Source organism: Fructobacillus sp. EFB-N1 (assembly GCF_001038455.1).
Taxonomy (GTDB): Bacteria; Bacillota; Bacilli; order Lactobacillales; family Lactobacillaceae; genus Fructobacillus; species Fructobacillus cardui.
Genome location: NZ_LDUY01000006.1, coordinates 63,802 through 84,228 on the forward strand (window position 1 = coordinate 63,802; position 20,427 = coordinate 84,228).

Annotated in this window: 18 protein-coding genes, 1 other RNA gene, 2 pseudogenes and 1 other annotated feature; of the genes and pseudogenes, 15 read left to right on the forward strand and 6 right to left on the reverse strand. The window is 43.0% G+C overall.

Annotation, left to right across the window (positions count from 1 at the left end; genetic code table 11):
• Positions 1–64 precede the first annotated feature (64 nt).
• The 7 genes from fabZ to FEFB_RS02185 all read left to right on the forward strand — a co-directional run bounded on the left by fabZ (position 65) and on the right by FEFB_RS02185 (position 8,592).
• Positions 65–496 (forward strand): 3-hydroxyacyl-ACP dehydratase FabZ, encoded by a 432-nt coding sequence (fabZ, locus tag FEFB_RS02160; protein ID WP_047974611.1) that lies wholly within the window; start codon positions 65–67, stop codon positions 494–496.
• 1 nt (position 497) lies between these two features.
• The gene (locus FEFB_RS02165) at positions 498–1,880 is read left to right on the forward strand and encodes an acetyl/propionyl/methylcrotonyl-CoA carboxylase subunit alpha (RefSeq protein WP_047974612.1); all 1,383 of its coding nucleotides are present in this window, start codon (positions 498–500) and stop codon (positions 1,878–1,880) included.
• Positions 1,881–1,977: 97 nt separating this feature from the next.
• Entirely contained in the window at positions 1,978–2,820 is an 843-nt protein-coding gene (gene accD / locus FEFB_RS02170) for an acetyl-CoA carboxylase, carboxyltransferase subunit beta (protein ID WP_047974613.1), read from the forward strand.
• Positions 2,820–3,617, forward strand: coding sequence for a carboxyltransferase subunit alpha (gene accA / locus FEFB_RS02175; RefSeq protein ID WP_047974614.1), 798 nt, complete (start codon positions 2,820–2,822; stop codon positions 3,615–3,617). Before accD ends, accA begins: the two co-directional genes overlap by 1 nt.
• A 322-nt stretch (positions 3,618–3,939) precedes the next feature.
• Entirely contained in the window at positions 3,940–7,332 is a 3,393-nt protein-coding gene (locus FEFB_RS08210; protein WP_053068920.1) for a bacterial Ig-like domain-containing protein, read from the forward strand.
• Between the two features lie 59 nt (positions 7,333–7,391).
• Positions 7,392–7,748: a transfer-messenger RNA gene (ssrA, locus tag FEFB_RS08410) on the forward strand.
• A gap of 499 nt (positions 7,749–8,247) precedes the next feature.
• Positions 8,248–8,592, forward strand: a complete 345-nt coding sequence (locus FEFB_RS02185; RefSeq protein ID WP_047974615.1) for a hypothetical protein — start codon at positions 8,248–8,250, stop codon at positions 8,590–8,592.
• Positions 8,593–10,098: 1,506 nt separating this feature from the next.
• On the opposite strand, the gene FEFB_RS02190 is transcribed toward FEFB_RS02185, so the two are convergent.
• Together FEFB_RS02190 and FEFB_RS08415 are read right to left on the reverse strand one after the other, a co-directional pair.
• Positions 10,099–11,118, reverse strand: coding sequence for a virulence RhuM family protein (locus FEFB_RS02190; protein WP_047974616.1), 1,020 nt, complete (start codon positions 11,116–11,118; stop codon positions 10,099–10,101).
• A 295-nt stretch (positions 11,119–11,413) separates the two neighbouring features.
• A complete protein-coding gene (locus FEFB_RS08415) occupies positions 11,414–12,208 on the reverse strand; it encodes a helix-turn-helix transcriptional regulator (protein ID WP_082131888.1) in 795 nt (264 codons plus the stop codon).
• A gap of 122 nt (positions 12,209–12,330) precedes the next feature.
• Here FEFB_RS08415 and FEFB_RS02200 point away from each other — a divergent pair, with 122 nt between their 5' ends.
• The 8 genes from FEFB_RS02200 (at position 12,331) to FEFB_RS02235 (ending at position 18,131) form a co-directional block, all read left to right on the forward strand.
• Positions 12,331–12,540 (forward strand): helix-turn-helix transcriptional regulator, encoded by a 210-nt coding sequence (locus tag FEFB_RS02200; protein ID WP_047974617.1) that lies wholly within the window; start codon positions 12,331–12,333, stop codon positions 12,538–12,540.
• A 16-nt stretch (positions 12,541–12,556) separates the two neighbouring features.
• Positions 12,557–12,754, forward strand: a complete 198-nt coding sequence (locus FEFB_RS02205; protein ID WP_047974618.1) for a hypothetical protein — start codon at positions 12,557–12,559, stop codon at positions 12,752–12,754.
• 140 nt (positions 12,755–12,894) lie between these two features.
• Positions 12,895–13,506, forward strand: coding sequence for a Rha family transcriptional regulator (locus FEFB_RS02210; RefSeq protein WP_047974619.1), 612 nt, complete (start codon positions 12,895–12,897; stop codon positions 13,504–13,506).
• Positions 13,507–13,525: 19 nt separating this feature from the next.
• Positions 13,526–13,837, forward strand: a complete 312-nt coding sequence (locus tag FEFB_RS02215; RefSeq protein WP_235271949.1) for a hypothetical protein — start codon at positions 13,526–13,528, stop codon at positions 13,835–13,837.
• Between the two features lie 3 nt (positions 13,838–13,840).
• Positions 13,841–14,164, forward strand: coding sequence for a hypothetical protein (locus FEFB_RS02220; protein ID WP_047974620.1), 324 nt, complete (start codon positions 13,841–13,843; stop codon positions 14,162–14,164).
• Positions 14,161–14,982 (forward strand): bifunctional DNA primase/polymerase, encoded by an 822-nt coding sequence (locus FEFB_RS02225; RefSeq protein WP_053068921.1) that lies wholly within the window; start codon positions 14,161–14,163, stop codon positions 14,980–14,982. Before FEFB_RS02220 ends, FEFB_RS02225 begins: the two co-directional genes overlap by 4 nt.
• The gene (locus FEFB_RS02230) at positions 14,975–16,399 is read left to right on the forward strand and encodes a DUF5906 domain-containing protein (RefSeq protein ID WP_047974621.1); all 1,425 of its coding nucleotides are present in this window, start codon (positions 14,975–14,977) and stop codon (positions 16,397–16,399) included. Before FEFB_RS02225 ends, FEFB_RS02230 begins: the two co-directional genes overlap by 8 nt.
• A 607-nt stretch (positions 16,400–17,006) precedes the next feature.
• Positions 17,007–18,131 (forward strand): site-specific integrase, encoded by a 1,125-nt coding sequence (locus tag FEFB_RS02235; RefSeq protein ID WP_047974622.1) that lies wholly within the window; start codon positions 17,007–17,009, stop codon positions 18,129–18,131.
• Here the strand turns inward: FEFB_RS02235 and FEFB_RS08420 are convergent.
• The 4 genes and pseudogenes from FEFB_RS08420 to FEFB_RS02250 form a co-directional block, all read right to left on the reverse strand.
• Positions 18,065–18,559: a MetQ/NlpA family ABC transporter substrate-binding protein gene (locus FEFB_RS08420; protein WP_082131889.1), complete on the reverse strand. Its 495-nt coding sequence runs from the start codon at positions 18,557–18,559 to the stop codon at positions 18,065–18,067. The two genes, FEFB_RS02235 and FEFB_RS08420, sit on opposite strands and share 67 nt — an antisense overlap.
• A 45-nt stretch (positions 18,560–18,604) precedes the next feature.
• Positions 18,605–18,742: an SDR family oxidoreductase gene (locus FEFB_RS09140; protein WP_338346923.1), complete on the reverse strand. Its 138-nt coding sequence runs from the start codon at positions 18,740–18,742 to the stop codon at positions 18,605–18,607.
• Positions 18,739–19,408: pseudogene (locus tag FEFB_RS02245) on the reverse strand (SDR family NAD(P)-dependent oxidoreductase). The gene FEFB_RS09140 and the pseudogene FEFB_RS02245 overlap by 4 nt, the downstream one beginning before the upstream one ends.
• Before the next feature lie 72 nt (positions 19,409–19,480).
• Positions 19,481–19,954, reverse strand: a pseudogene (locus FEFB_RS02250) (S-ribosylhomocysteine lyase).
• 90 nt (positions 19,955–20,044) lie between these two features.
• Positions 20,045–20,296: a binding site (T-box leader), on the reverse strand.
• Positions 20,297–20,427 lie beyond the last annotated feature (131 nt).

Below are 20,427 nucleotides of genomic sequence, written 5' to 3' on the forward strand. Positions count from 1 at the left end.
TTCGGCCGATCGTCTTGTCCAAGCATTGCTTGGATATACATAGACAGCTAAAAGGAGAAGAGCTATGACCCAATTGAACACAAAGGAAATTCAAGAAATTCTTCCACATCGTTACCCAATGTTGATGTTGGACACGGTTGAGGAATTAGTACCTGGTGAGCGCTGCGTGGCTATCAAGAACATTTCAATTAACGAAGAAATTTTCCAAGGACACTTCCCTGGTAACCCAACTTTCCCAGGTGCTTTGACCGTTGAGGCATTGGCCCAAGCTGGTGCTGTTGCTTTGCTTTCAATGCCTGAGTTCAAGGGTAAGACAGCTTACTTTGGTGGTATCAAGAAGGCTCGCTACCGTCAAATGGTTCGTCCTGGTGACCAATTGCGCTTAGAGGTCGTTTTGGATCGTTTGCGTGGCCCTGTTGGTTCAGGAAAAGGAATTGCCTGGGTGAATGGTAAGAAGGCTACAACCGCTGAATTGACATTTATTGTTGGAGATTAAGATGTTTAAAAAAGTATTGGTAGCCAATCGTGGTGAAATCGCCGTGCGGATTATCCGGACGTTGAAGGAAATGAGTATCCAAACGGTTGCGATTTATTCAACGGCTGACAAGGATTCTTTGCACGTTCAAGTAGCAGACGAGGCCATCTGTGTTGGTGGCCCAAAGCCTGCTGATTCTTACCTAAACATGAAAAATGTTGTGACAGCAGCCCTATTAACGGGTGCTGAAGCAATTCACCCAGGTTATGGGTTCTTATCAGAAAACGCCCTATTTGCCGAAATGGTCGGCGATGTCAACATTAAGTGGATTGGCCCTCGTCCTGAAACAATCGATTTGATGGGAAACAAGGAACATGCTCGAGCAGAAATGACCAAGGCAGGCGTTCCGGTAATTCCTGGTTCTGATGGCTATATTCATAACGTCGACGAAGCCATTGAAGTTTCGAAAAAGACGGGATTCCCATTGTTGCTGAAGGCTGCTGCCGGTGGTGGTGGTAAGGGAATGCGCTTTGTTTACTCAGAAGGTGAACTAGCAGAAAACTTTATCAACGCTCAAAGCGAAGCTCAGTTGTCATATGGTGATGACCATATGTACATCGAAAAGGTGATGACGGATGTCCGCCATATCGAAATGCAGGTGATTCGTGATCAATTTGGCAACGTGATTTGCTTGCCAGAACGAAACTGTTCTTTGCAACGTCGGAACCAAAAGGTGATGGAAGAATCACCAGCCGCTTCCGTGACACCAACAATGCGTGAAGAGCTGATGGACATTGTCACAAAGGCCGTGAATGCGATTGACTATGAAAATACTGGAACGATTGAATTCCTTCAAGACCAAGAAGGTAAGTTCTACTTCATGGAAATGAACACTCGAATTCAGGTTGAGCACCCAGTCACTGAAATGGTGACAGGCTTGGATTTGGTTCGCTTGCAGGTTGAAGTTGCTGCCGGTGAAGAATTGAAGTTAAAGCAAGCTGACGTTCAAATCAGCGGTCACGCCGTTGAAATGCGGTTGACGGCTGAAAAACCAGAAGCTAATTTTGCCCCTAGTGCTGGAAAAGTTGACTTTGTCTTCTTGCCAACTGGTGGACCAGGGGTTCGAATCGATTCAGCCCTTTACAATGGCGACACCATCCAGCCGTTCTATGATTCAATGATTGCGAAGCTGATTGCCCATGATGAAACGCGTGGGGAAGCCTTAGCAAAATTGGAACGAATGGTGGATGAAACTTCCTTAGTTGGTGTTTCTACATCACAGACTTTCCAAAAGGCCATGTTGCTGGATGAAAACGTCTTAACAGATAACTTTGGAACGAAGTATCTTGAAGATACATTTATGCCAAAGTGGGAAGAAAAACTGGCTGAACAAGCTGGTGAATAAATTTCTTGACGAAAGCCGCCTTTGAGCGGCTTTCACTTGCTTAAGAAACTTTAGGCCCAAACAGTGATGAGGGGGAAAGGGCAGAGCCCAAAATAATATGGATTTATTTAATTCAAAAAAACCTGAACAAAATAAGATTAAGGTGACCGATGCCATTAAGGATCGGATTCCTGATGGCCTCTTTCTGGCTTGCCCATACTGTGGCGAACAGATTTACAACAAGGAACTGGGACCATACCGCGTTTGTCCAAAGTGTAATTACGGTTTCCGTTTGCAGGCGCACGAACGGGTTGCTCTGTTAACGGAAGACTTTGTCGAGATGAACGCTGACTTGACGATTGATCATTCTGATTTCCCTGGCTATGAGGAAAAATTAGCCCGGGCTAAGAAGCAAACTGAGATGAACGAGTCTGTTTTGACTGGGACGGCCACGATTGAAGGCGAAAAGGTTGCCCTGGGCATCATGGACGCTTACTTTATGATGGCCTCATTGGGTTCAATGACCGGCGAAAAGATTACCCGTCTCTTCGAGTATGCCACAGAAAACCGCTTGCCAGTCGTGATGTTTACGGCTTCTGGTGGGGCGCGAATGCAAGAAGGAATTAATTCCTTGATGCAGATGGCTAAGGTATCAGCGGCAGTTGCCGCCCATCAGGAAGCTGGCTTGTTGTACTTAGTTGTGCTGACCGATCCAACGACAGGTGGTGTGACTGCTTCCTTTGCAATGCAGGGTGACGTTACATTGGCTGAACCACACGCCTTGGTTGGTTTCGCTGGTGCTCGTGTGATTGAATCAACGATTCATGAAAAGTTACCAAAGGACTTCCAACGAGTAGAAACGCTCTTGGAAAACGGCTTTGTTGACAAGATTGTTCCTCGCCAAGACATGGCTGGCATGATTGCCAATATTGTGTCACTACATCAACAGGAGGCTGAATAATGTTCGAATTTATCAAGACATTGTTTAAAAAAGAAATCGATCCAGCTGAAGTGGTGAAGAAGTCCCGCGAAGAACGCTTTATGGCACGCGAATTAATCAATGGCATCTTTGAGGATTTTATTGAGTTACATGGCGACCGCCTTTATGGCGATGACAAATCAGTTATTGGTGGTTTGGCACGATTAAACGGCCAGCCCGTTACTGTGATTGCCATTGATAAGGGAACGGATATCAACGATAAGTTGTCTAAGCGAAACGGGTCACCTCAGCCTTGGGGCTACCGGAAGACGCAACGATTGATGGAACAAGCAGCAAAGTTCCACCGTCCAATTGTGACCTTTATCAATACACCTGGTGCCTTTCCTGGTAAGGACGCTGAAGCCTTGGGCCAAGGGGAAGCAATTGCTCAGTCAATTTTAAAGTCAATGAAGTTGCCAGTTCCAATCATCTCCATTATCTATGGTGAAGGTGGTTCCGGTGGTGCCTTGGCCTTGGGCACAGCTGACCAAGTGTGGATGTTTGAAAATGCCACATATTCAATTTTGTCACCCGAAGGCTTTGCTTCTATTTTGTGGAAGGATGCCAAGCGATCAAATGAAGCTGCTGGCATCATGGGCTTGACGGCTGCTGATTTGCTGAAGGAAAATGTGATTGACCTGGTGATTCCAGAAGGTCATAATCATGGCAAGATTTTTAACGGCATGAAGGAAAAGTTGTCGAGTGAAATTCAGGAATTGCAGACACTATCTGACGATGAGTTGATTCAACAACGGCGGAAGCGTTTTCGGGCTTTCTAAATAAAAAATAAAACGCCTGTAATGGGAAATTTGTCGCGAGAAAGAGAAGCGATATTTAATTTCTGGTTACGGCGTTTTTTTATGTAAACTAACCAGCTTGGTACTATCAGTACTGGGCTTTTTTACTGAATTATTCTTGGCTCACCCAGCGACTAAATCAATCGTGTACCGCATTATTAAAATATAGACCAAATAATCAGAAGGACAATTTTTGTCCTAAATATTAAATTAGAATACATCTTCATTAAAAGTAATTAAAAAGAAATGCAATTGAAATATAAAAATAAAAATGTTATTATTTTCCCTAAAGGGAGACTGAGCTATGAACAAAAAACAAACATACAAATTATATAAGGCTAAGAAATTATGGGTAACAGCTTTAGTGGGTGTTAGTATGGTGGCCGTAGAAGGCGCTCTTCAGCAGGCTCAAGCCGATGATGTTTCTAGTTCTCAAACAATAGAAAAAACAACAGATACAAATGAGTCCACAAGTCAACAAAGTCAGACTGCTAGTTCACAGATAACAAATAATCAGAGCACAGGTAGTCAAAGCTCGGTTGCGCAGGGACTAAAGCCTCAGAGTATTGCTGCGCAAGGACTAAATCCGACAAGCACTAATAATCAAAGTGTCGCATCACAAAGCGCCAGTACACAACAAACGTCAGTTAGTGCTAGTGGTGGCCAAAGCAAGCAGCAAACGGCGACGTCACAGGAGGCAACGACTGCTCAAAATCAGAGCCAGGCTGCAAATAATACAAGCAGTTCGACAGCCAATAACAATCAGTCACAAAGTACCAGCACTGAAAGTGGCACGCAATCACAAAGTACCAGCACTAGTAGCGCTACTCAGTCACAAAGCCAAAAAACTGGAAGCACCACTGATACAACCAGTGGCAGCAATCAAGGCAGTCAAAGTCAAGCTACAGAACAAACATTGGATTTGCGCGAAGCAACAGATTCTACAACTATTAATACCGTCTTATTGGGTGCTAATTTGACTCAAGGCACAACCCAATCGGTAACCAATGATCATTTGTCAGTGACAGTTACTAAGGATAATTTTTTGCAGTGGTTTAAAATCAATGGCGCCGCAACCTATGATACTAATACAAACACTGCTATTTTAACGACTAATAAGGATTTCGTTGAAGGTAATATTACTCTTAATACCAAAATTAACGCTAATGATGCTTTCGTGTTGAACGGAAAGATTAACCTAGGTAACAAGTTGCAAGGTGCTCAGGGCGGTGACGGGATTGGAATTGCCTTTCACCATGGATCTGTTGGGCAAATTGGTTCTGTGGGTGGCGGAATTAGTGTCATGGGGCTGCCAACCTCAACTGGCTTTATTTTTGATACCTGGACACTTAATGCTGGTGACCACGGGGATGGTAAGGGTGACTCTTATGTTTCCGGCTTCCACAGCGATGTTGACCAAACTGGACAAGATAGTAATTTTCGCTACGATGGTGGCTTTTTAGACTTGGATCCTGCCAAATACAATGTAGCAGGTCAGGACATACCATTTACGGTAACCTATGACGGAAATGGACATATGGGACTGAATTACCTGGGCCAAACATTTACTATTCCGGTGACCGATTTCCAAGATCCATTAGCACTATCAATTGGAGCATCAACTGGAATAGCTACCAACTTACAAACTGTTTCGGTTGACTCATTTACTTTTGACCCAGCACAGAATAACACAATTTCGCGAACAATCAACTATGTTGATAAAAGTGGCAATAAGATTGCCTCATCAACCGTCCAGTCGGCCATTTATCGCCGTCAGGGAACGTTAGTCAATGGTCAACCAACGTATACGGATTGGCAGTTGGCCAGCGGGACTAATAGTAACAATTTTGCTTCGGTAACGGCACCAACTATTGCCGGTTATACCATGGAAGGTAATCAAACTAACTATTTTTCACCAATAACTGTTACGAATGATTCTGGTCAACTTGTCTATAACGTTGTTTATGATAAAATTCTTGGCCAGACGACACTGAACGTCCAAGACAGCACGATTGTTGCTGGTCCTACGGCACAATGGTCTGCTAGCCAAAACTTTTTGAGTGCTGTGGATCAAAATGGCTCAGCTGTTGATTTGAGTAAAGTTCAGGTTAGTGGTTCGGTGAAGACTACGGACCCAGGAATCTACCCAATTACCTATACTTATACCGATACAAGTGGCAAGACTGTTACAAAGACGGCCAATGTCACCGTGGTGCAAGAAAAGAGTAGTTTGGTGGCCAAGAGTAGTACAATCTTTGTCAACTCGAAGTGGAATACAAGTGACAACGTTGTCAGTGCTACTGATGAAAACGGCAACGTACTTGATTTGAGTAAGGTCCAAGTTTCGGGCAGTGTTGACACCAGCACTCCGGGAGTATATCCGCTTACCTATAGCTACACGGATGCTAGCGGTAATCCATATTCGCAGCCAGTGACTGTGACGGTTATTAATAATCAGAGCGCTTTGACTGTTAAAGATAGCACTATTTTTGTTAATGACAGTTGGAAACCAGCTGATAATGTAACGGCTGCTAAGGACGAATATGGCAATCCAGTCGATATTAGTAAAATCAGTGTTTCTGGGGATGTCGATACCAGCAAGCTTGGCGTTTACCCAGTTACCTATAGCTATACGGATGGTCAAGGAAAGTCCTTCAACGTAGTCGCAAATGTTACCGTTGAAGATAATCAGACACAGCTACAAGCGAAAAACAGTACTTTAATTGCCGGACTAAAGACAACATGGCAGCCAAGCGATAATTTGCAAACGGGGATTGATGCCGATGGCAAGCCACTGTCAATTGACCAAGTCCAGGTTTCTGGCAGTGTAAATCCGCAAAAGCCTGGTACTTACCAAGTCACATATAGCTATACTGATCAGCAAAGGCACTATCATAGTACTCCTGCTACAATTACCGTGTTGGCTAGCCAAGGAAGTATTAATGCTGCTGATAGTACGATTGTTGCCGGCCCTACGGCTCAGTGGTCAGCAAAAGATAATTTCTTGACTGCTACTGATGAACACGGTAATTCGGTTGATTTTTCTCAAGTTCAAACGTCGGGAACAGTTGACGCCAAAACGCCAGGGGTTTATCCAATCACTTATACTTACACGGATAGCCAGGGGACTCCTTTTACAAAGACAATTAATGTGACGGTTGTTGCCAGCAAAGGTGGTGTGGCAGCTAAAGATACTACCTTGATTGCTGGGCCAAATACAAAGTGGACTCCAGCAGACAACTTCTCAGGTGCAACGGATGCAACTGGTCAACCTGTAGACTTTAGCAAAGTTACCGTTACCGGTAATGTTGATACCACAAAGCCTGGAACCTACCCAATCACTTATTCTTATACAGATGGTAGTGGTAATGTCTATACTCAAAAAGTAACGGTCACTGTTTCAGGGGATGATACGTCAACATCCAATACAAATCAGGGTTCAGGAACAACGACAAGTAGTAATCGTCACGTGACAAATCAGGATTCAGGAACGAATACAGCTAATGTGGTTCCTAGTCAGGTTAATGTGTCTGACTATTTGGTAAATGCTACACCAAAAACACCAAGTGTATTACCACAAACAGGTAAGCATCAAACACGTTCGAATAATCTAGAAGCGCTTGCAATAGGAATGATTTCGGCAACCTTTGGACTGATTTTACTGATGAAGCGCAACAAGAAAAACGGAATTGACTGATACTCGATGAAGTTTTTGCTATAATAGAAGCTGAAGGGTTTTCCTCGGCTTTTTGTTTTGGGCTCGTCTTGGAATTCGACAGGCTGTTACGAGCATTAGCTGCATTCCGCCATCCGGGCGTAAAGCGGGCAGACATTTAACTGCAAAAAACAATAACTCTTACGCTGTCGCTGCCTAAAAACCAGTGATTCGTAGCCAAGATTGTTAGGCTGACATGGTGGTCTTGGTTTAATAAATGGTCAGATCGGCTTAATGGTGATGCCTGCACGGTTAAGTTTAAATCAATTAGGTTCCCAGTCAGAGTCAAGTTCTGGACAATGACTGCTTTGGCTGTGGTATTAATCATTGCCCTATGAATGTAGACGCTAGTGTGGCGGTCGGCTTGGACAGGGGTTCGACTCCCCTCGAGTCCATTGGTAACATCAGGAGACGTCAAGAGGCGTCAAAAATCCCAGTCTTAAGCTATTTTGATTTTTTGACCGTCACTGACCGTCACTGACAATCAACAAAAGTAGCGGAAAAAGTAGCGGATAAATTAGAGGATAAAAAACACTTGCACCCTAGCAATGTGACGGCTTTTATAGCCGTTTTTATTTTGTCCAAAATATGCCAAAATACGCAAAAAGTAGCGGATAAAAGCAGATAAACGGACAGAAAACGCCAGAAGTACCGAATCAGTACCGCAGATAATGAACAACAACACGGCTTAAAACTGTAGCGGAAAAGTAGCGGATATTTTTGTATTGTCCAGTAGTGGACAACTAACAACCGTACCTTGTGGTACGCCTGTTATATTTGCTGTGTGGTTACATCCACGCACCTACAGACCTCCGTACTTGTAAGTACGCTGGTGCACTGATTTAGTGCGTCAGGTCTTCCTGTATAATTGTCTTAAAAGCACTTGTGGGGGATGACATGAAGCAAAGGCATATAATCGGACATTACTTTACAGGCTATGCTGATTGGGCGTTAAAGGGTCTTGAGTATTTAAATCAAGAAGAAGGCGGACATTTTAGAAATCGTTACGCTGAAGAAAACTATAATTTTTGGGTAGAAGTACGCCGAGTGTTTGACGACTACACAGCAACGCTACCGCCTGAAATTGTCAAGATGGAACACGACCATTACAAGCACCGCAAACCATTCGGCGAGTATTACAACATAGTCGCGCCTACTGCTGTGATACAAGAGGTCAATAACGAACTGAACAGGTTAGCCAAGTCGATAGAACAGCCAGAACGAATTAAACAGATTAGCTAAAACAACATATTTTATAAATGAGCCATATAAAGCCCGTGGAGGATTTTTTGTTTGTTCTAGTATGATTGTATTAAAGCGACACAAAACGGACGTGAGAGGCGCTTATTTTGCTGAATAGCCCCCCCTATGGTTGCGAACACAAGAGAACGCTCACATATCGTCGTCTTGTGTAAAAGTTCAATTTTTAAAATATTTAGGGTAGGGGGGTACACCCGCTAAAAGCCTATTAAACAGGCATTTTATAAAATTACAGAGCGATTTTAGTCGGGTCTTTAGCGACTTTTTAAAATGAGGGAGTCCGTGACTTGCTGACGCTTTCGCCTAAAGTGGCGCAAATGTTCAAACCTGCACCGAGATAAAGTCGGGACAGATAACAATTAAACAACAGACGTTGCATAAATTGGTTAGGGTAGCAAAACGCGACCCCAGCTTTTGCCCTGAGTCGGCAAAACACCGACCTAGATTAAACTTAGACCGTTCCCCAACAGCGGGGAAACATTGCCAGAATTGGCGAAAACAAAAAGGAGTGTCCAAAATAGACACCCCTTTGACAGGCGTAGGTGTGCCTACACTTGTATTTTGACCTGACAGAACAAAACGGTACCCAAGCTTTCTGCCAAAAGTGGCAGAATAGACACAATAGCGCCCTAGATTAAACCTAGGCCGACATAGGGGGGTAGCAAAACGCGACCCCCTAAGTTTAATTTAGACCGTTCCCAAGTAGTTTGGAAACATTGCCAGAATTGGCAACGTTACATAAAAAAGCCTTACTCAAACGAGTAGGGCTATTTTTGTGCTGATGAACCTGTTAAAACCTGCCTTAAAAACCTAACAAAACCTAACATGAAAACCTGTTAAAACCTGTTATAAAAAACAATCATTTAGGTTATCAAATGTTAGCATTTACTACAACATATTCCAACATTTTACCTTAACAATTCTTAACATAAATACTAGCAAATACCAGCATTAAAATGCAGTAAATTGTAGTGTTGAAAGTCTTATATAGCTATGCCTATATGGTTAAGAACGCACTTAAATATCGTTGCAACGTTGCAAAAAAAGTGTTGCAACCTTTTTGGCTGATGGTTGCAAAAGGTTGCACCCTAAAAAGTTACATGGTTACATGCTTAAAGGCTTGCTGGTATGCAGTTATATAGTGCTTTTTACTGGGGATGAATGCACAGAATTACTAAAAATTTAAGCTAGGAAAATGTCAACAAATGTCAACATTTTTATCTTGATATACCCTAAGAAACCCTAAGATTTTTTACTTGAAAATGTTAGTATTTTCAAGCTCAGTCTTACCAGTATATGAGACTATGAATTAGGCAAAAAGGTGTGCACACAAAATAAAAAAGTGTGCAGTTGGAAAGTCACAAACGGTGACAAACCACATCCCCAAAATAGGGATTTGGTATGTAGTATTTTGTAGTAATTGTGTACATCCCCAATATAAAAAGCACCACGGCACATACAGCCAAGGTGCTTTAACATTTATTTATATTAGTCTGTATGCTCTTGCTTTAATGTTTTAACCTGCTTATCAAAGTCGGACACAATCTTTTGAGTAGGATTAAATGCTTTATATTCTTTTGTTGCTTTATTCTTTGCCATTGTCATTGAAATAGACCCATAGCCGTCAAGAACTTTATAATCACGGAACGCTAAGAACTTGTCTATACTATTGGCTAAGTCGTGCATTGTGAAGGCGTTACCCCGTTCTATAAGGTCTTCTAAATAATCAAAATATCCAGATACGTTACGCTCTAACTGCTTGATTTGCTTTTCGTTAAGGTAATTCTTGGCTATAGAAGTATCAGACTTTAATATTCGACCATTAGGGCTATTCTTCCACGTCTGCAGTCCCATGTTAGGCTCATTATGGTTGGCACTGTGATAGATTAGTTCGGCGGCTGTTTGACCAGTAATAGCATAGTGGAACTTATTTTGCACAGTGGCGTAGAACTGCTTAGCTTGCACACTGGCGGGGTCATAATCGGTACTAATCTCTGCGAAAATATCCGTTACTTGTTGCCAAATACGGCGCTCACTGGCTCTAATCGAACGGACACGCTCTAGAAGCTCTTTAAAGTAGTCCTTGGCAAATAAACGTTCGCCTTGCTTAAGTCGTTCATCGTCCATAGCAAAGCCTTTTATCATGTACTCTTTAAGTACTGACGTAGCCCACTGGCGGAAGCGAGTAGCCTTTTGAGAGTTCACACGGTAGCCAACGGAAATAATGGCGTCTAGGTTGTAGTAAGTAACGGTGTGAGTCTGCTCTTTACCTGCTATTGCGCCGTGTTGAGTGGTATTTTCCATTTTGGAAACAACCACCTCTTTTTGGAGTTCGCCACTTTCAAAGATATTAGCTAGGTGTTTACTAATGGCAGAAATGCCTACCCCAAACAACTCACTCATAGCCTTTTGCGTAGCCCATACCGTTTCATCACGAACTACGACATCGACTTTTTGGCTATCATTATCGGCCTTGTATATTAAAAATTGTAGCTCTGGACTAGGCATAGTTGCTCCTTTGTTGCTTTATATCGTTTCAGCCCCAAGAGGGCTTTTTTATTTGTCTTGTTACAGTCCCAGTAAATAAGTAACTGTATAGCCTGCAACCGCAATGATACCAACAATCACAGCGGCGTTTAAGTATCGTTTGTCTTTAGTGTTCATACTGTCTTCCTTTCATCCCAAATAGTGGGAGTCCATGCCTTACTAATCAAGACGCTTTGTATCATGAAAGCCCAAGTGGGCTTTTTTATTTTATGATTTTTAAAGAAATATACAAGTTTGTATATACAAAATATAATTTTTAAAATCTATCTTTCATAGAAGTGGATTTAGTTGTATTTAAAATGTCTTCTACAATATTTTGTATTTTTTCTTGAGCATCTAGCTTTTTTTGGTCGTTAAGTCCCAGTAAATTAAGCTGGTATACATCAATTTCATTTAGCAATGTAGTTATTTTATACAATGTGTCCAAATTTTCTTTATTAGCATATAGAAGTTGAATAGCCTCAACGAGGTAGTTTTTTTCTTGCCACTTCAGTTGTCCATGCGCCATGCTATTTCCGATTGTTCTTAATCTTCTAATAGTTTTTAATGCTGTTTCTCCGGTTTGTTCTGTAATTTCTATTTTTTGTTCTTCTGGCAAGTCCTCAAACCATTCTGCCTCTGGGTCTTTTTCTTCATCGTCTGGGTCAACACCCTCTGGATTTATTTTTCCAGATAGGTACCACTCTGGTAAGTCAAACAATATTGAAAGTTCAAGAATGTAAGCACTGACAATATTTGCTGTTCCCTTTTCTAATCTTTGTATATATTCCAGGGGAATATTAGTTTTTTTAGACAAACTTAGTTCATCATAATCATTACTAGCTAAAATGAGCTTGATTCTATTTGATTGCTCCGTATTTGGATACCCTTGAATATAAGGTATTGGGTAATTAAAAATATCAGCAAGCTTTTTCCATGTTGTAAGTTTTGGTTCACGCTTACCCGTTTCATATTGTGAAAGGGTGTTGCTAGCTAAGCCAACCTTTTCTCCTAGTGTTTTTAGTGTCAATCCTTTTTCGTTTCTTAGTGCTCTAATTCTATTTGTTGTCATGAGATTTACCTTTACATTTTGCTAAGTAAAATAATAGCACTGTTCTCATTTTGTGACAAACCCCTTGACTTTCTCAAAATGAGACTATATATTATTCTCATAACGAGAAAAGGAGTGAACCGGTGACACAACATTTACAGTATCTTACGCCAGATACACAAAAGGCGATTAGGCGAAAGCGTGGGGAGTTGTCCTTAACCAAGGATAGCCTAGCTAAGCAATTAGGAATATCACGGCCGACACTTAACAGAATAGAAGGGCAGGAGGATGGCGTGGCCGTCCGCATTGATATTTACAAGCGAGTATCTAATTGGCTTGCTGAACATGTATAGGAGGTAATCACAGAATATGGAACAAACAACACAGACAGTCACAGAGTGGCCACGCTGGCTTAATCTAAAGGACTCGGCTAAGTATGCAGGGTGTTCGTCGAATACTTTCAAACGGCACTTTGTTAAGGCTGGCCGAGTTCGTGGACACGTCACAGGTTACGGCGTTCTGTACGACCGTGACGAGATTAGCAAGGCCATTGAAGAATGGCATTAAGGGGGATGATATGGAAGTTTGGAATATATTGACAACGCTTGTCACTGTGGCCGTTGTGGGTCTTGGTGGCGTAGAGGTTGGCTATTACTTAGGAACTAACGAAAAGTAAGAAGGAAACGGCAAACCGAAGGAGGAAATACATGGAACTGGTTTATTACAAGAGCTTGAAAGAGGAACCTTACACAACATTAAATATTATTGCCGAGAGCGTTGACCAAAACTATAAGTCGGTTCGAGATAAGTTTTATAAGCATAAGGATGACTTAAAAAGGTTTGGAATACTTACTCATGAAAAAGTAAGTATTAAGGGTGTGGGGCAACCTGAAAAGGTTTGGAAGCTCAACGAAGCACAGGCAACCTTCTTTATCACGCTATTAGGAAACAGCCCTAAGGTTGTGAAATTTAAGAGTGATTTAGTTCTTGCGTTTATGCAAATGAGAAAGGAATTAGACCAAGCTAAACTAAGCCGAGAGATTAACAAGCGGGCAAACATTGATTTGGCCGAAACCATCAAGGCAGAGTTACCTAACGACCCGCACGCTTACAGCAATTACCACCAACTAGCCTATAAGTACGCCACGGGGATGACACCCAAGCAACTCAAGAAGGCTAAAGGAGTCAACAAGCCAGAAGAGGCGCTAGATAATGACCAAAAAGAACGACTAGAACGAGCTAAGCAACATATAGCCTTATATCTTCTGGACGGCAACGACTACCAAGACATCAAAGCAAAGTTATTTGCTGATATTTAAGAAAGGAGAGCCAGAGACCATGAAAAAGGCACAAAAAAAGACATCCCCTGAAAGTTTGGCGACCAAAGAGGATGACTTGAGTACAATGCCTTTTTTAATGGCTATTTGGCTATATTTTAACATGAAAAACACACAAACAGTAACAATAAACGGCTTTTATTCGCCAGAAGTGGCGAATATCGAAGGGCGACAGTACAGCCCTGTTGACCATTTGCGCAACCACCTTATCTTTTTAAAGCGTCTTATCGGCACGCTAGAGCCAGATACCAAGGCTTTTTACATGGTTGATATGCAGATTGCCAACTTGACGGCAGACATTGAGGAGGTTTGATAGATGACGAATGTACGACATAAAGACCAACTAACAGCCCGAGAAAAGGCAGTTTATATGGCACTGCCTCAAGGACAAGAGAACGCTATTAAAGTGCCAGCATTGGCCAAGAAGGTAGGAATACCAGAAAGACGGCTATACACGATTTTGAGCCATCTAGCAGACCAAGGCTATTTGGTTGGTAGTTTGCGAAACTCTCACGGTGGCGTGTACAAGATTGTAAACAGTGATGAATATTTTTATACGCTGAACATGATGAAGAACAACGCTAAGAGTTACCAGAAACGTGTAGCAGGCCTTGAACAACACCGGGGGCGCTTTGAATGAATGACAACACAGTAAAAGCGATTAAGTCCTACATGGGTCTAGGCGCTTATGTGTACATGGCACTACCTAATACGAAGTACAACGCTGAAGAAGGTGGCTATAAGAATAGCTTTAATCACTGGGAAGAATTGGCCGAATGGTTGGCAAAACACCCCCAATACAAGGGTGGTAATGTTGGAATTGACTTAGACCGTTCGCCTCTTGTGGTGGTTGACGTTGACCAGCATGGAAAAGACGGCCTGCACAGCTTAAAAGACTTCTTACAGAGTCGAGCGGTTGACCCTGCCACCATATCAGAAACCTACCTAGAAAAGACCGCAGGGGGTGGCTGGCACGTTTTCTATCAGGGCGAAGGGAAAGACACCAAGCAACGAATAATAAGCGCTATGGACGGATTAGACGTGTTAAATAGTGGCGGTGTGATTGTTGCCCCGTCTGTAATTGATGGCAACGAGTACAAAGCAACCACTGAACTTGAAACACTCCAGAATAAACCGCAGTGGGTGGACGAATTAGGGCAAGATAAAACCGACAGCAAGAAACCAAACAACCAACGCCATGCCCGTTATAGTGTGGCGGAGCGCTGGGGGATGATTGCCAACGGTTTTGAGACTGGCCAACGCAACGACCAAGCCACTAGCTTGATAGGTTGGCTATTATCTTATGCTATCCATCCAAGGACAGCCCTAGAAGTGGCCAAGGTTGCCAATAATCAAAGTTCACAGCCTCTTGACTCTAACGAACTGGAAAAGGTCTATATCAGCGTTTTAAAGCGAGAAACGGCCAAGGCAAAGAGAAAGGAGGCAGATAATGACTGACACACAAGAACTAGAACAAGAGTTCTTAAATATTAAGCAGAATAAACCCAAGTGGCTGACGTCCAATGGGAATGGCGCGCCCGCCATCAATTATTTAAGACTTGCTGACGAGATTTTAAAAGATAACCCGCTGACAGTCGCACCGTTTGGCGATGACATGAATTATTACATGTTTAACGGTGTGAACTGGGAACAGGTCAAAAAGGAAAGAGCGACAGCGCAAGCAAAGCGGGTGGCCATGCACTACCTCGAGACCGAAGACGTTTATACCGTCCGCAAAATGGAAGACACGGCTAAGACGGTGCTGGTGCAGGCGCAGAAGAGCTATAACCCCTTTGAAAAGCAAAAGACCGACCGTGTAGCCTTCAAGAACGGCACTTATATGCTGAAGAGTGGCGAAATGGTGGCCAACAATCCAGAAGATTATTTAATTAATGGTCACAAAATCGAAGCACAGACAGGGAAGACATCCCCAAACATTAACACTTGGGGCAAATACATGTTTGGCAATTCTTGGCAGTATTTAAAGGAAATTCTGGGCTATGCTTTCATACCTGAACAACATACCTTTAACACAATCACTGTCTTGTTAGATGAGACGGGAGGCAGTGGCAAAAGCTACTTTGTGGACAAAATTGTGAAACCGCTAATAGGTCAAGACAATATCACAGCTAAGGACATCGACACCTTAACGGGTAGCAACGGAAAATCTGCCCGCTTTGGTACGGTTGCCCTGATTAACAAGTTAGCGAATATCCATTTGGACATACCAGACACCCGCATTGACATGCCAGACGTTCTTAAGACCTTATCAGGGGGCGACTTGGTGGAAGTTGAAGGCAAGGGCGTGAACTCCATCAGTGTTGAACTGTATGCCTTACTAATGTTTGCCAGCAACAACAAGCCCAAGATGGCCGTTAGTTCCGCTTTGTTGCAACGTATGCACCTTGTGCCAGTGATTGCCCCAACGGTGCGAGATAACCCGAAAGAAGTGGCGTACCGTGCGACCTTGTGGGATGAGTCTGAAGCAATCAAAGAACTGGGAGGCTTTGCCATTGAGTGTATTGAGGACTTTAAGAAAGCCAAGGAAAACGGGCGTTTGACTGTCAACAGCGAAATCGAAGAAGCTACACAAGACTGGGCAACCAGCCAAGACCTAGTAGCCTCTTACTTGCAAGAAGCACAGAAAGAAACGCCAGAAGGATATAAGGGCGGAATATCGAAACAAGTAGCCTTTGCCCGTTTTCGTGATTGGCTAATTGATAACAGAATTGAGTCCAAAATGAACAAAAAAACTTTCGACACACTTCTGACACAAAAAGGCTTTTTAGAGGTCAGAACACGAGAACACCCCGACCAAAAGACAATAAACGCAGAGGTAAGTTGGTTAGGTTTAGACCTAGAAAAGTACACTTAAGGGCGTTTTGTGCCAAAAATGTGTTAAAAAGAAAGGCTTAAAACAGGGGTTTGTGCCGAAATAGTGCCAAAATCAAAAATCTTAAAACCCTTGTTACTCTAATAGTTATCTATATTTTGTGTTGTAAGTGTCAATATATATGAATAAGTAAAATAAAAACAATAATAAATATATAAGGGTATATAGGGAGAATAATACGTATATAAGGGAGAAGTGACGTTTTTTTGGCCTTTTTGGCACAGAATTAGCGTGATACTTACAGCCTCAAGGGATACGGCGGTTTTATTGTTGACACAAAACAGGACACAGAAGGCACAAACGAGAAAGGTAAAAAAATGAATATGTTTATAGCAATTTTATTGGCCGTGATGGCTGGTGTTATCTTTTGCCAAAAGTGGCAAATGAAGAACTTGAAGAAGCTGAAGAGTTTTATACCGTGAATAGCTAAGAAAATATAAAAACTGTTGCATTGTGCAAAAGGTCAAACGGTGGCAAAATAAGGGGCGTGACGTTGATGGACTGTTAGAAGTTCTGAACGCACGCCTTTTTTATGACATCCCCATATTTTGCCCTTTGTACATAGCTGGGGTGCTATGGAGGCAGTAATATGCAATTAAAAGAGGTGCAAACCAAGAAAGGCAAAGCGTGGGAAGTAGTCGGCTATTTAGGACTACAGCCCAACGGAAAAAGAAAGAAGGTACAAAAGCGAGGCTTTACAAGCAGACGTGAGGCGACAACATGGTTTAACAACGAAGTAACACTGTTTGGCAATGGACAAAGTCAATACAACGAAAAAGCCCCCAAAACAGTTTTTACTGTCAGGGAGCTCTATGAAATGTGGCTAGAAACCTATCAAAACACTGTAGAAGAAAGTACACTAAGCAAGACACTGAAAATCTTTAGGCTTTACATTCTTCCTGATTGGGGCGATACGCCAGTTAACGAAATAACCCCGCTATCTTTACAGCAATATCTTAACACAATGCAGGTTAAACTTATTAATTACAAGAAGGCAGTTGGATATTTTAATAAGCTCACTAAGATGGCCGTTAAGATGGACATGATAGACGTTGACCCGTTCACTAAGGTGGATATGCCAAGAGAACGTAAGAGCCAGACGAAAAAGAAAGCCATGGACGCCGAAGAGTTCAAGCGGTTTATCGAGGTGCTAGATGGTCAATACTGCCAGATTAACAGGCAGGCTTACACACTTTTGAGATTGGTAGCCGTCACGGGGATGAGAACGGAAGAAGTTCTTGCCTTGCAGTGGAAACACATTGACTTTGATGGCGGTTATATCAACATAGAACAAGCGCTAGGCCGTGGCTTACATGGTGGTACTTACATCAAGGCCACGAAGTCAGAGACCAGCACAAGAACAATCAAGGTAGCTAGTGACATGGTTAGAAAGCTGGCGCATTGGTACAATTTAAGCCAGAATAAAGAGCCTGATAGCTTTGTTTTCAATAACAACGGCAAACCATTGCAACCGCTCCGACCCAATAAGTGGTTACATGAGGTTAGTGATAATTACAAAGTGGCCAACGGTTTAGCCATGCACGGTTTGCGCCATACGTGGACAACATTAGCATTAGAACAAGGGGCAACAGTCAAACAAGTACAGACATATTTAGGCCACGCAGACGCCAATATCACGTTAAATGTTTATGCAGAAATTACCAAGAAAGCCAGCGAACAAACGGGCGAAGTCTTGAGTAATTTAATTAGTTGAAAAAGCAGAAGTAGCGGAAAAAGTAGAGGAAAAAACTCAAAACGTTGATATAAGTGGGATGAATATACTCCCCTCGGTTCCAAATAGGTATTGCCGAGCACTGCAAGCTTACTTGACTTATGTGTCTGGTTATAAGCGACGTAGTAGGCATAGGATTGGAAGGCGTTGACATCAATGGTGCCATCTTCGGTGGCTTGGTTGAGGGAAACGCCATCGGTAAAAGTTTTGATGGTGATTTTTAATCCCGCCCTCTTGGCTGCATCGGACTTGGCGATGTATTGCCAGGCCTTGGCATCGGAACCAACGGCACCAACAGTAATATTTTTACTGTTTTTATCTTGGGCGGAAGCGTGGAAGAAAGAAAAGGCGGTCAGCAGAGCCAGGATTAAAATCACGAAACTGGTGATAAACTTTGATTTTCTAGACATTTATTCACTCCTTGTTGGGTTCAACGAACTGATTTTTCAATGAAATCAGTGGTAGCGCATGCCACCATCAATCAAAATTGATTGACCGGTGATGTAATTGGCTTGGTCGGATGCCAAAAAGGAAACGATATCGGCCACATCTTCTGATGTGGCGGCCCGTCCCAAAGCGATTTCATCAATCACGCTTTGTCGCTGTGCCGCGGGAGTGTTTCCTTCGATACTGGTTGTTTTAGTATTGATGTAGTCACGTAAGGGGGAATCACGATGCCAGGATCATAGGCATTAACCGTGATATGATCCTTCGTTAATTCCTTCGCCGCCGATTGACCAAGTCCGCGAATTGCAAACTTTGAAGCCGAATAGGCACCTTGCAGGGTAGAGCCTTCCGGACGCCAGGGAAGCGGCATTGATAATTTTGCCCCCGTGTCCCTGAAGTTGGAATTGGCTAGCTGCTGCTTGGATGCCCCAGTAGGTGCCCTTGAGGTTGACGTCGAAGAGCCGCTCGACTTCCTTTGGGTCACTGTCAACAATCGTTTCGATATAGGCGACGCCGGCATTATTAACGAAAACATCAATCTCACCCAGGTCTTGAACGACTTGGTGGTGGAGGGCGAAAACTTGGTCGCACTGGGCAACATCTAGAACATAGGCTTTAGCGCTAGCGACCTGATTTTGGTTGATCTCGGCCGCCGTTTTTTCGGCTGTTTGTTGGTTAATTTCGGCCACGCCAACCTTGAAGTTGTCCTGTGCCAGTCGCTTGGCAATCGCAGCGCCGATACCGTGGTCGGTCCCGTGATAATGGCAACTCTTTGACTCATCTTGTCCTCCTGACTGGCCACTGAGGGTCATCCAAATTTGCTAGCTGAGCTGGGGGTGATTTTTTGGTGTCAGCGTTTTCTGGGTTGGCTTTTTATTAGTTTCTTAGACAACATGTCGAACATCCAGGTCAGAAGTGATCCCTTGGTCTAATATTTCGGCGGACCACTTTTTGGCTGAGAATAGGGAGTGGTCCTAGTAGTTACCACAGCTAAACTTGTCCGTGCCCTGAACGTCTTGCCATTCGATGGTATCTCTGATTTCTGCTAAAGATTCTTTGAGGGCAATGGCAACGTCCTCCGTTGATGGCTTACCCCAGGTAATCAAGTGGAAACCAGTCCGGCAACCAAATGGGGAACAGTCGATGACACTGGCTAAGTGGTCGCGCAAAAGGCCAGCGAGGAGGTGTTCAATCGTGTGCAGTCCGGCCGTGGGGATAGCATTTTCGTTTGGCTGGACCAAGCGTACATCAAAATTAGAAATCATGTCGCCCTGGTTGCCATGTTCGGCGGCAATCAAACGAACGTAAGGGGCCTTAACTGCTGTGTGATCTAATGTAAAACTTTCAACTTCTGCCATTGTTTTTTCTCCTTTGATAAAACGGGACTTCTTAGTATTTGTTGCTGTTTTGGATACAGGACAATAAAAAAATCCAGTAGTCACAAAAGACTACGGGACGATTCAATCGTGTTACCACCCGGATTCTGGCTAGCATCGCTGCTAGTCACTTAACAAGTACGTCAAAAAATGAGATACTCTAACGCGGTAACGGGCGCACCCGAACGCGGCTGATTTTGATAAAACTCACCACGTTACACGACTCCAAGACCATTTTCAACTTCTAATCAAAACCGACTTTCACCAAATGTCAGCTCTCTATCATTTGCCGCTAAAGCTTACTTATCTCTTCAACATCAACTTTTTATTAGAGTTTGCGGACACTTTTCTCATTTTTCAATACTTTTTTAATTTATTTTCCTGAACGCTTTTAAAAATGGGCAGATTACAAGTTTAATTCGAACAACTCCGAAAAACTTCTAGTGGCGTCTGGT

What these genes read in the sequence shown, in the direction of transcription:
- fabZ (WP_047974611.1), top strand. Translation starts at nt 65, where the DNA reads ATGACCCAATTGAACACAAAGGAAATTCAAGAAATTCTTCCACATCGT.
- FEFB_RS02165 (WP_047974612.1), top strand. Translation starts at nt 498, where the DNA reads ATGTTTAAAAAAGTATTGGTAGCCAATCGTGGTGAAATCGCCGTGCGG.
- accD (WP_047974613.1), top strand. Translation starts at nt 1,978, where the DNA reads ATGGATTTATTTAATTCAAAAAAACCTGAACAAAATAAGATTAAGGTG.
- accA (WP_047974614.1), top strand. Translation starts at nt 2,820, where the DNA reads ATGTTCGAATTTATCAAGACATTGTTTAAAAAAGAAATCGATCCAGCT.
- FEFB_RS08210 (WP_053068920.1), top strand. Translation starts at nt 3,940, where the DNA reads ATGAACAAAAAACAAACATACAAATTATATAAGGCTAAGAAATTATGG.
- FEFB_RS02185 (WP_047974615.1), top strand. Translation starts at nt 8,248, where the DNA reads ATGAAGCAAAGGCATATAATCGGACATTACTTTACAGGCTATGCTGAT.
- FEFB_RS02190 (WP_047974616.1), bottom strand. Translation starts at nt 11,118, where the DNA reads ATGCCTAGTCCAGAGCTACAATTTTTAATATACAAGGCCGATAATGAT.
- FEFB_RS08415 (WP_082131888.1), bottom strand. Translation starts at nt 12,208, where the DNA reads ATGACAACAAATAGAATTAGAGCACTAAGAAACGAAAAAGGATTGACA.
- FEFB_RS02205 (WP_047974618.1), top strand. Translation starts at nt 12,557, where the DNA reads ATGGAACAAACAACACAGACAGTCACAGAGTGGCCACGCTGGCTTAAT.
- FEFB_RS02210 (WP_047974619.1), top strand. Translation starts at nt 12,895, where the DNA reads ATGGAACTGGTTTATTACAAGAGCTTGAAAGAGGAACCTTACACAACA.
- FEFB_RS02215 (WP_235271949.1), top strand. Translation starts at nt 13,526, where the DNA reads ATGAAAAAGGCACAAAAAAAGACATCCCCTGAAAGTTTGGCGACCAAA.
- FEFB_RS02220 (WP_047974620.1), top strand. Translation starts at nt 13,841, where the DNA reads ATGACGAATGTACGACATAAAGACCAACTAACAGCCCGAGAAAAGGCA.
- FEFB_RS02225 (WP_053068921.1), top strand. Translation starts at nt 14,161, where the DNA reads ATGAATGACAACACAGTAAAAGCGATTAAGTCCTACATGGGTCTAGGC.
- FEFB_RS02230 (WP_047974621.1), top strand. Translation starts at nt 14,975, where the DNA reads ATGACTGACACACAAGAACTAGAACAAGAGTTCTTAAATATTAAGCAG.
- FEFB_RS02235 (WP_047974622.1), top strand. Translation starts at nt 17,007, where the DNA reads ATGCAATTAAAAGAGGTGCAAACCAAGAAAGGCAAAGCGTGGGAAGTA.
- FEFB_RS08420 (WP_082131889.1), bottom strand. Translation starts at nt 18,559, where the DNA reads ATGTCTAGAAAATCAAAGTTTATCACCAGTTTCGTGATTTTAATCCTG.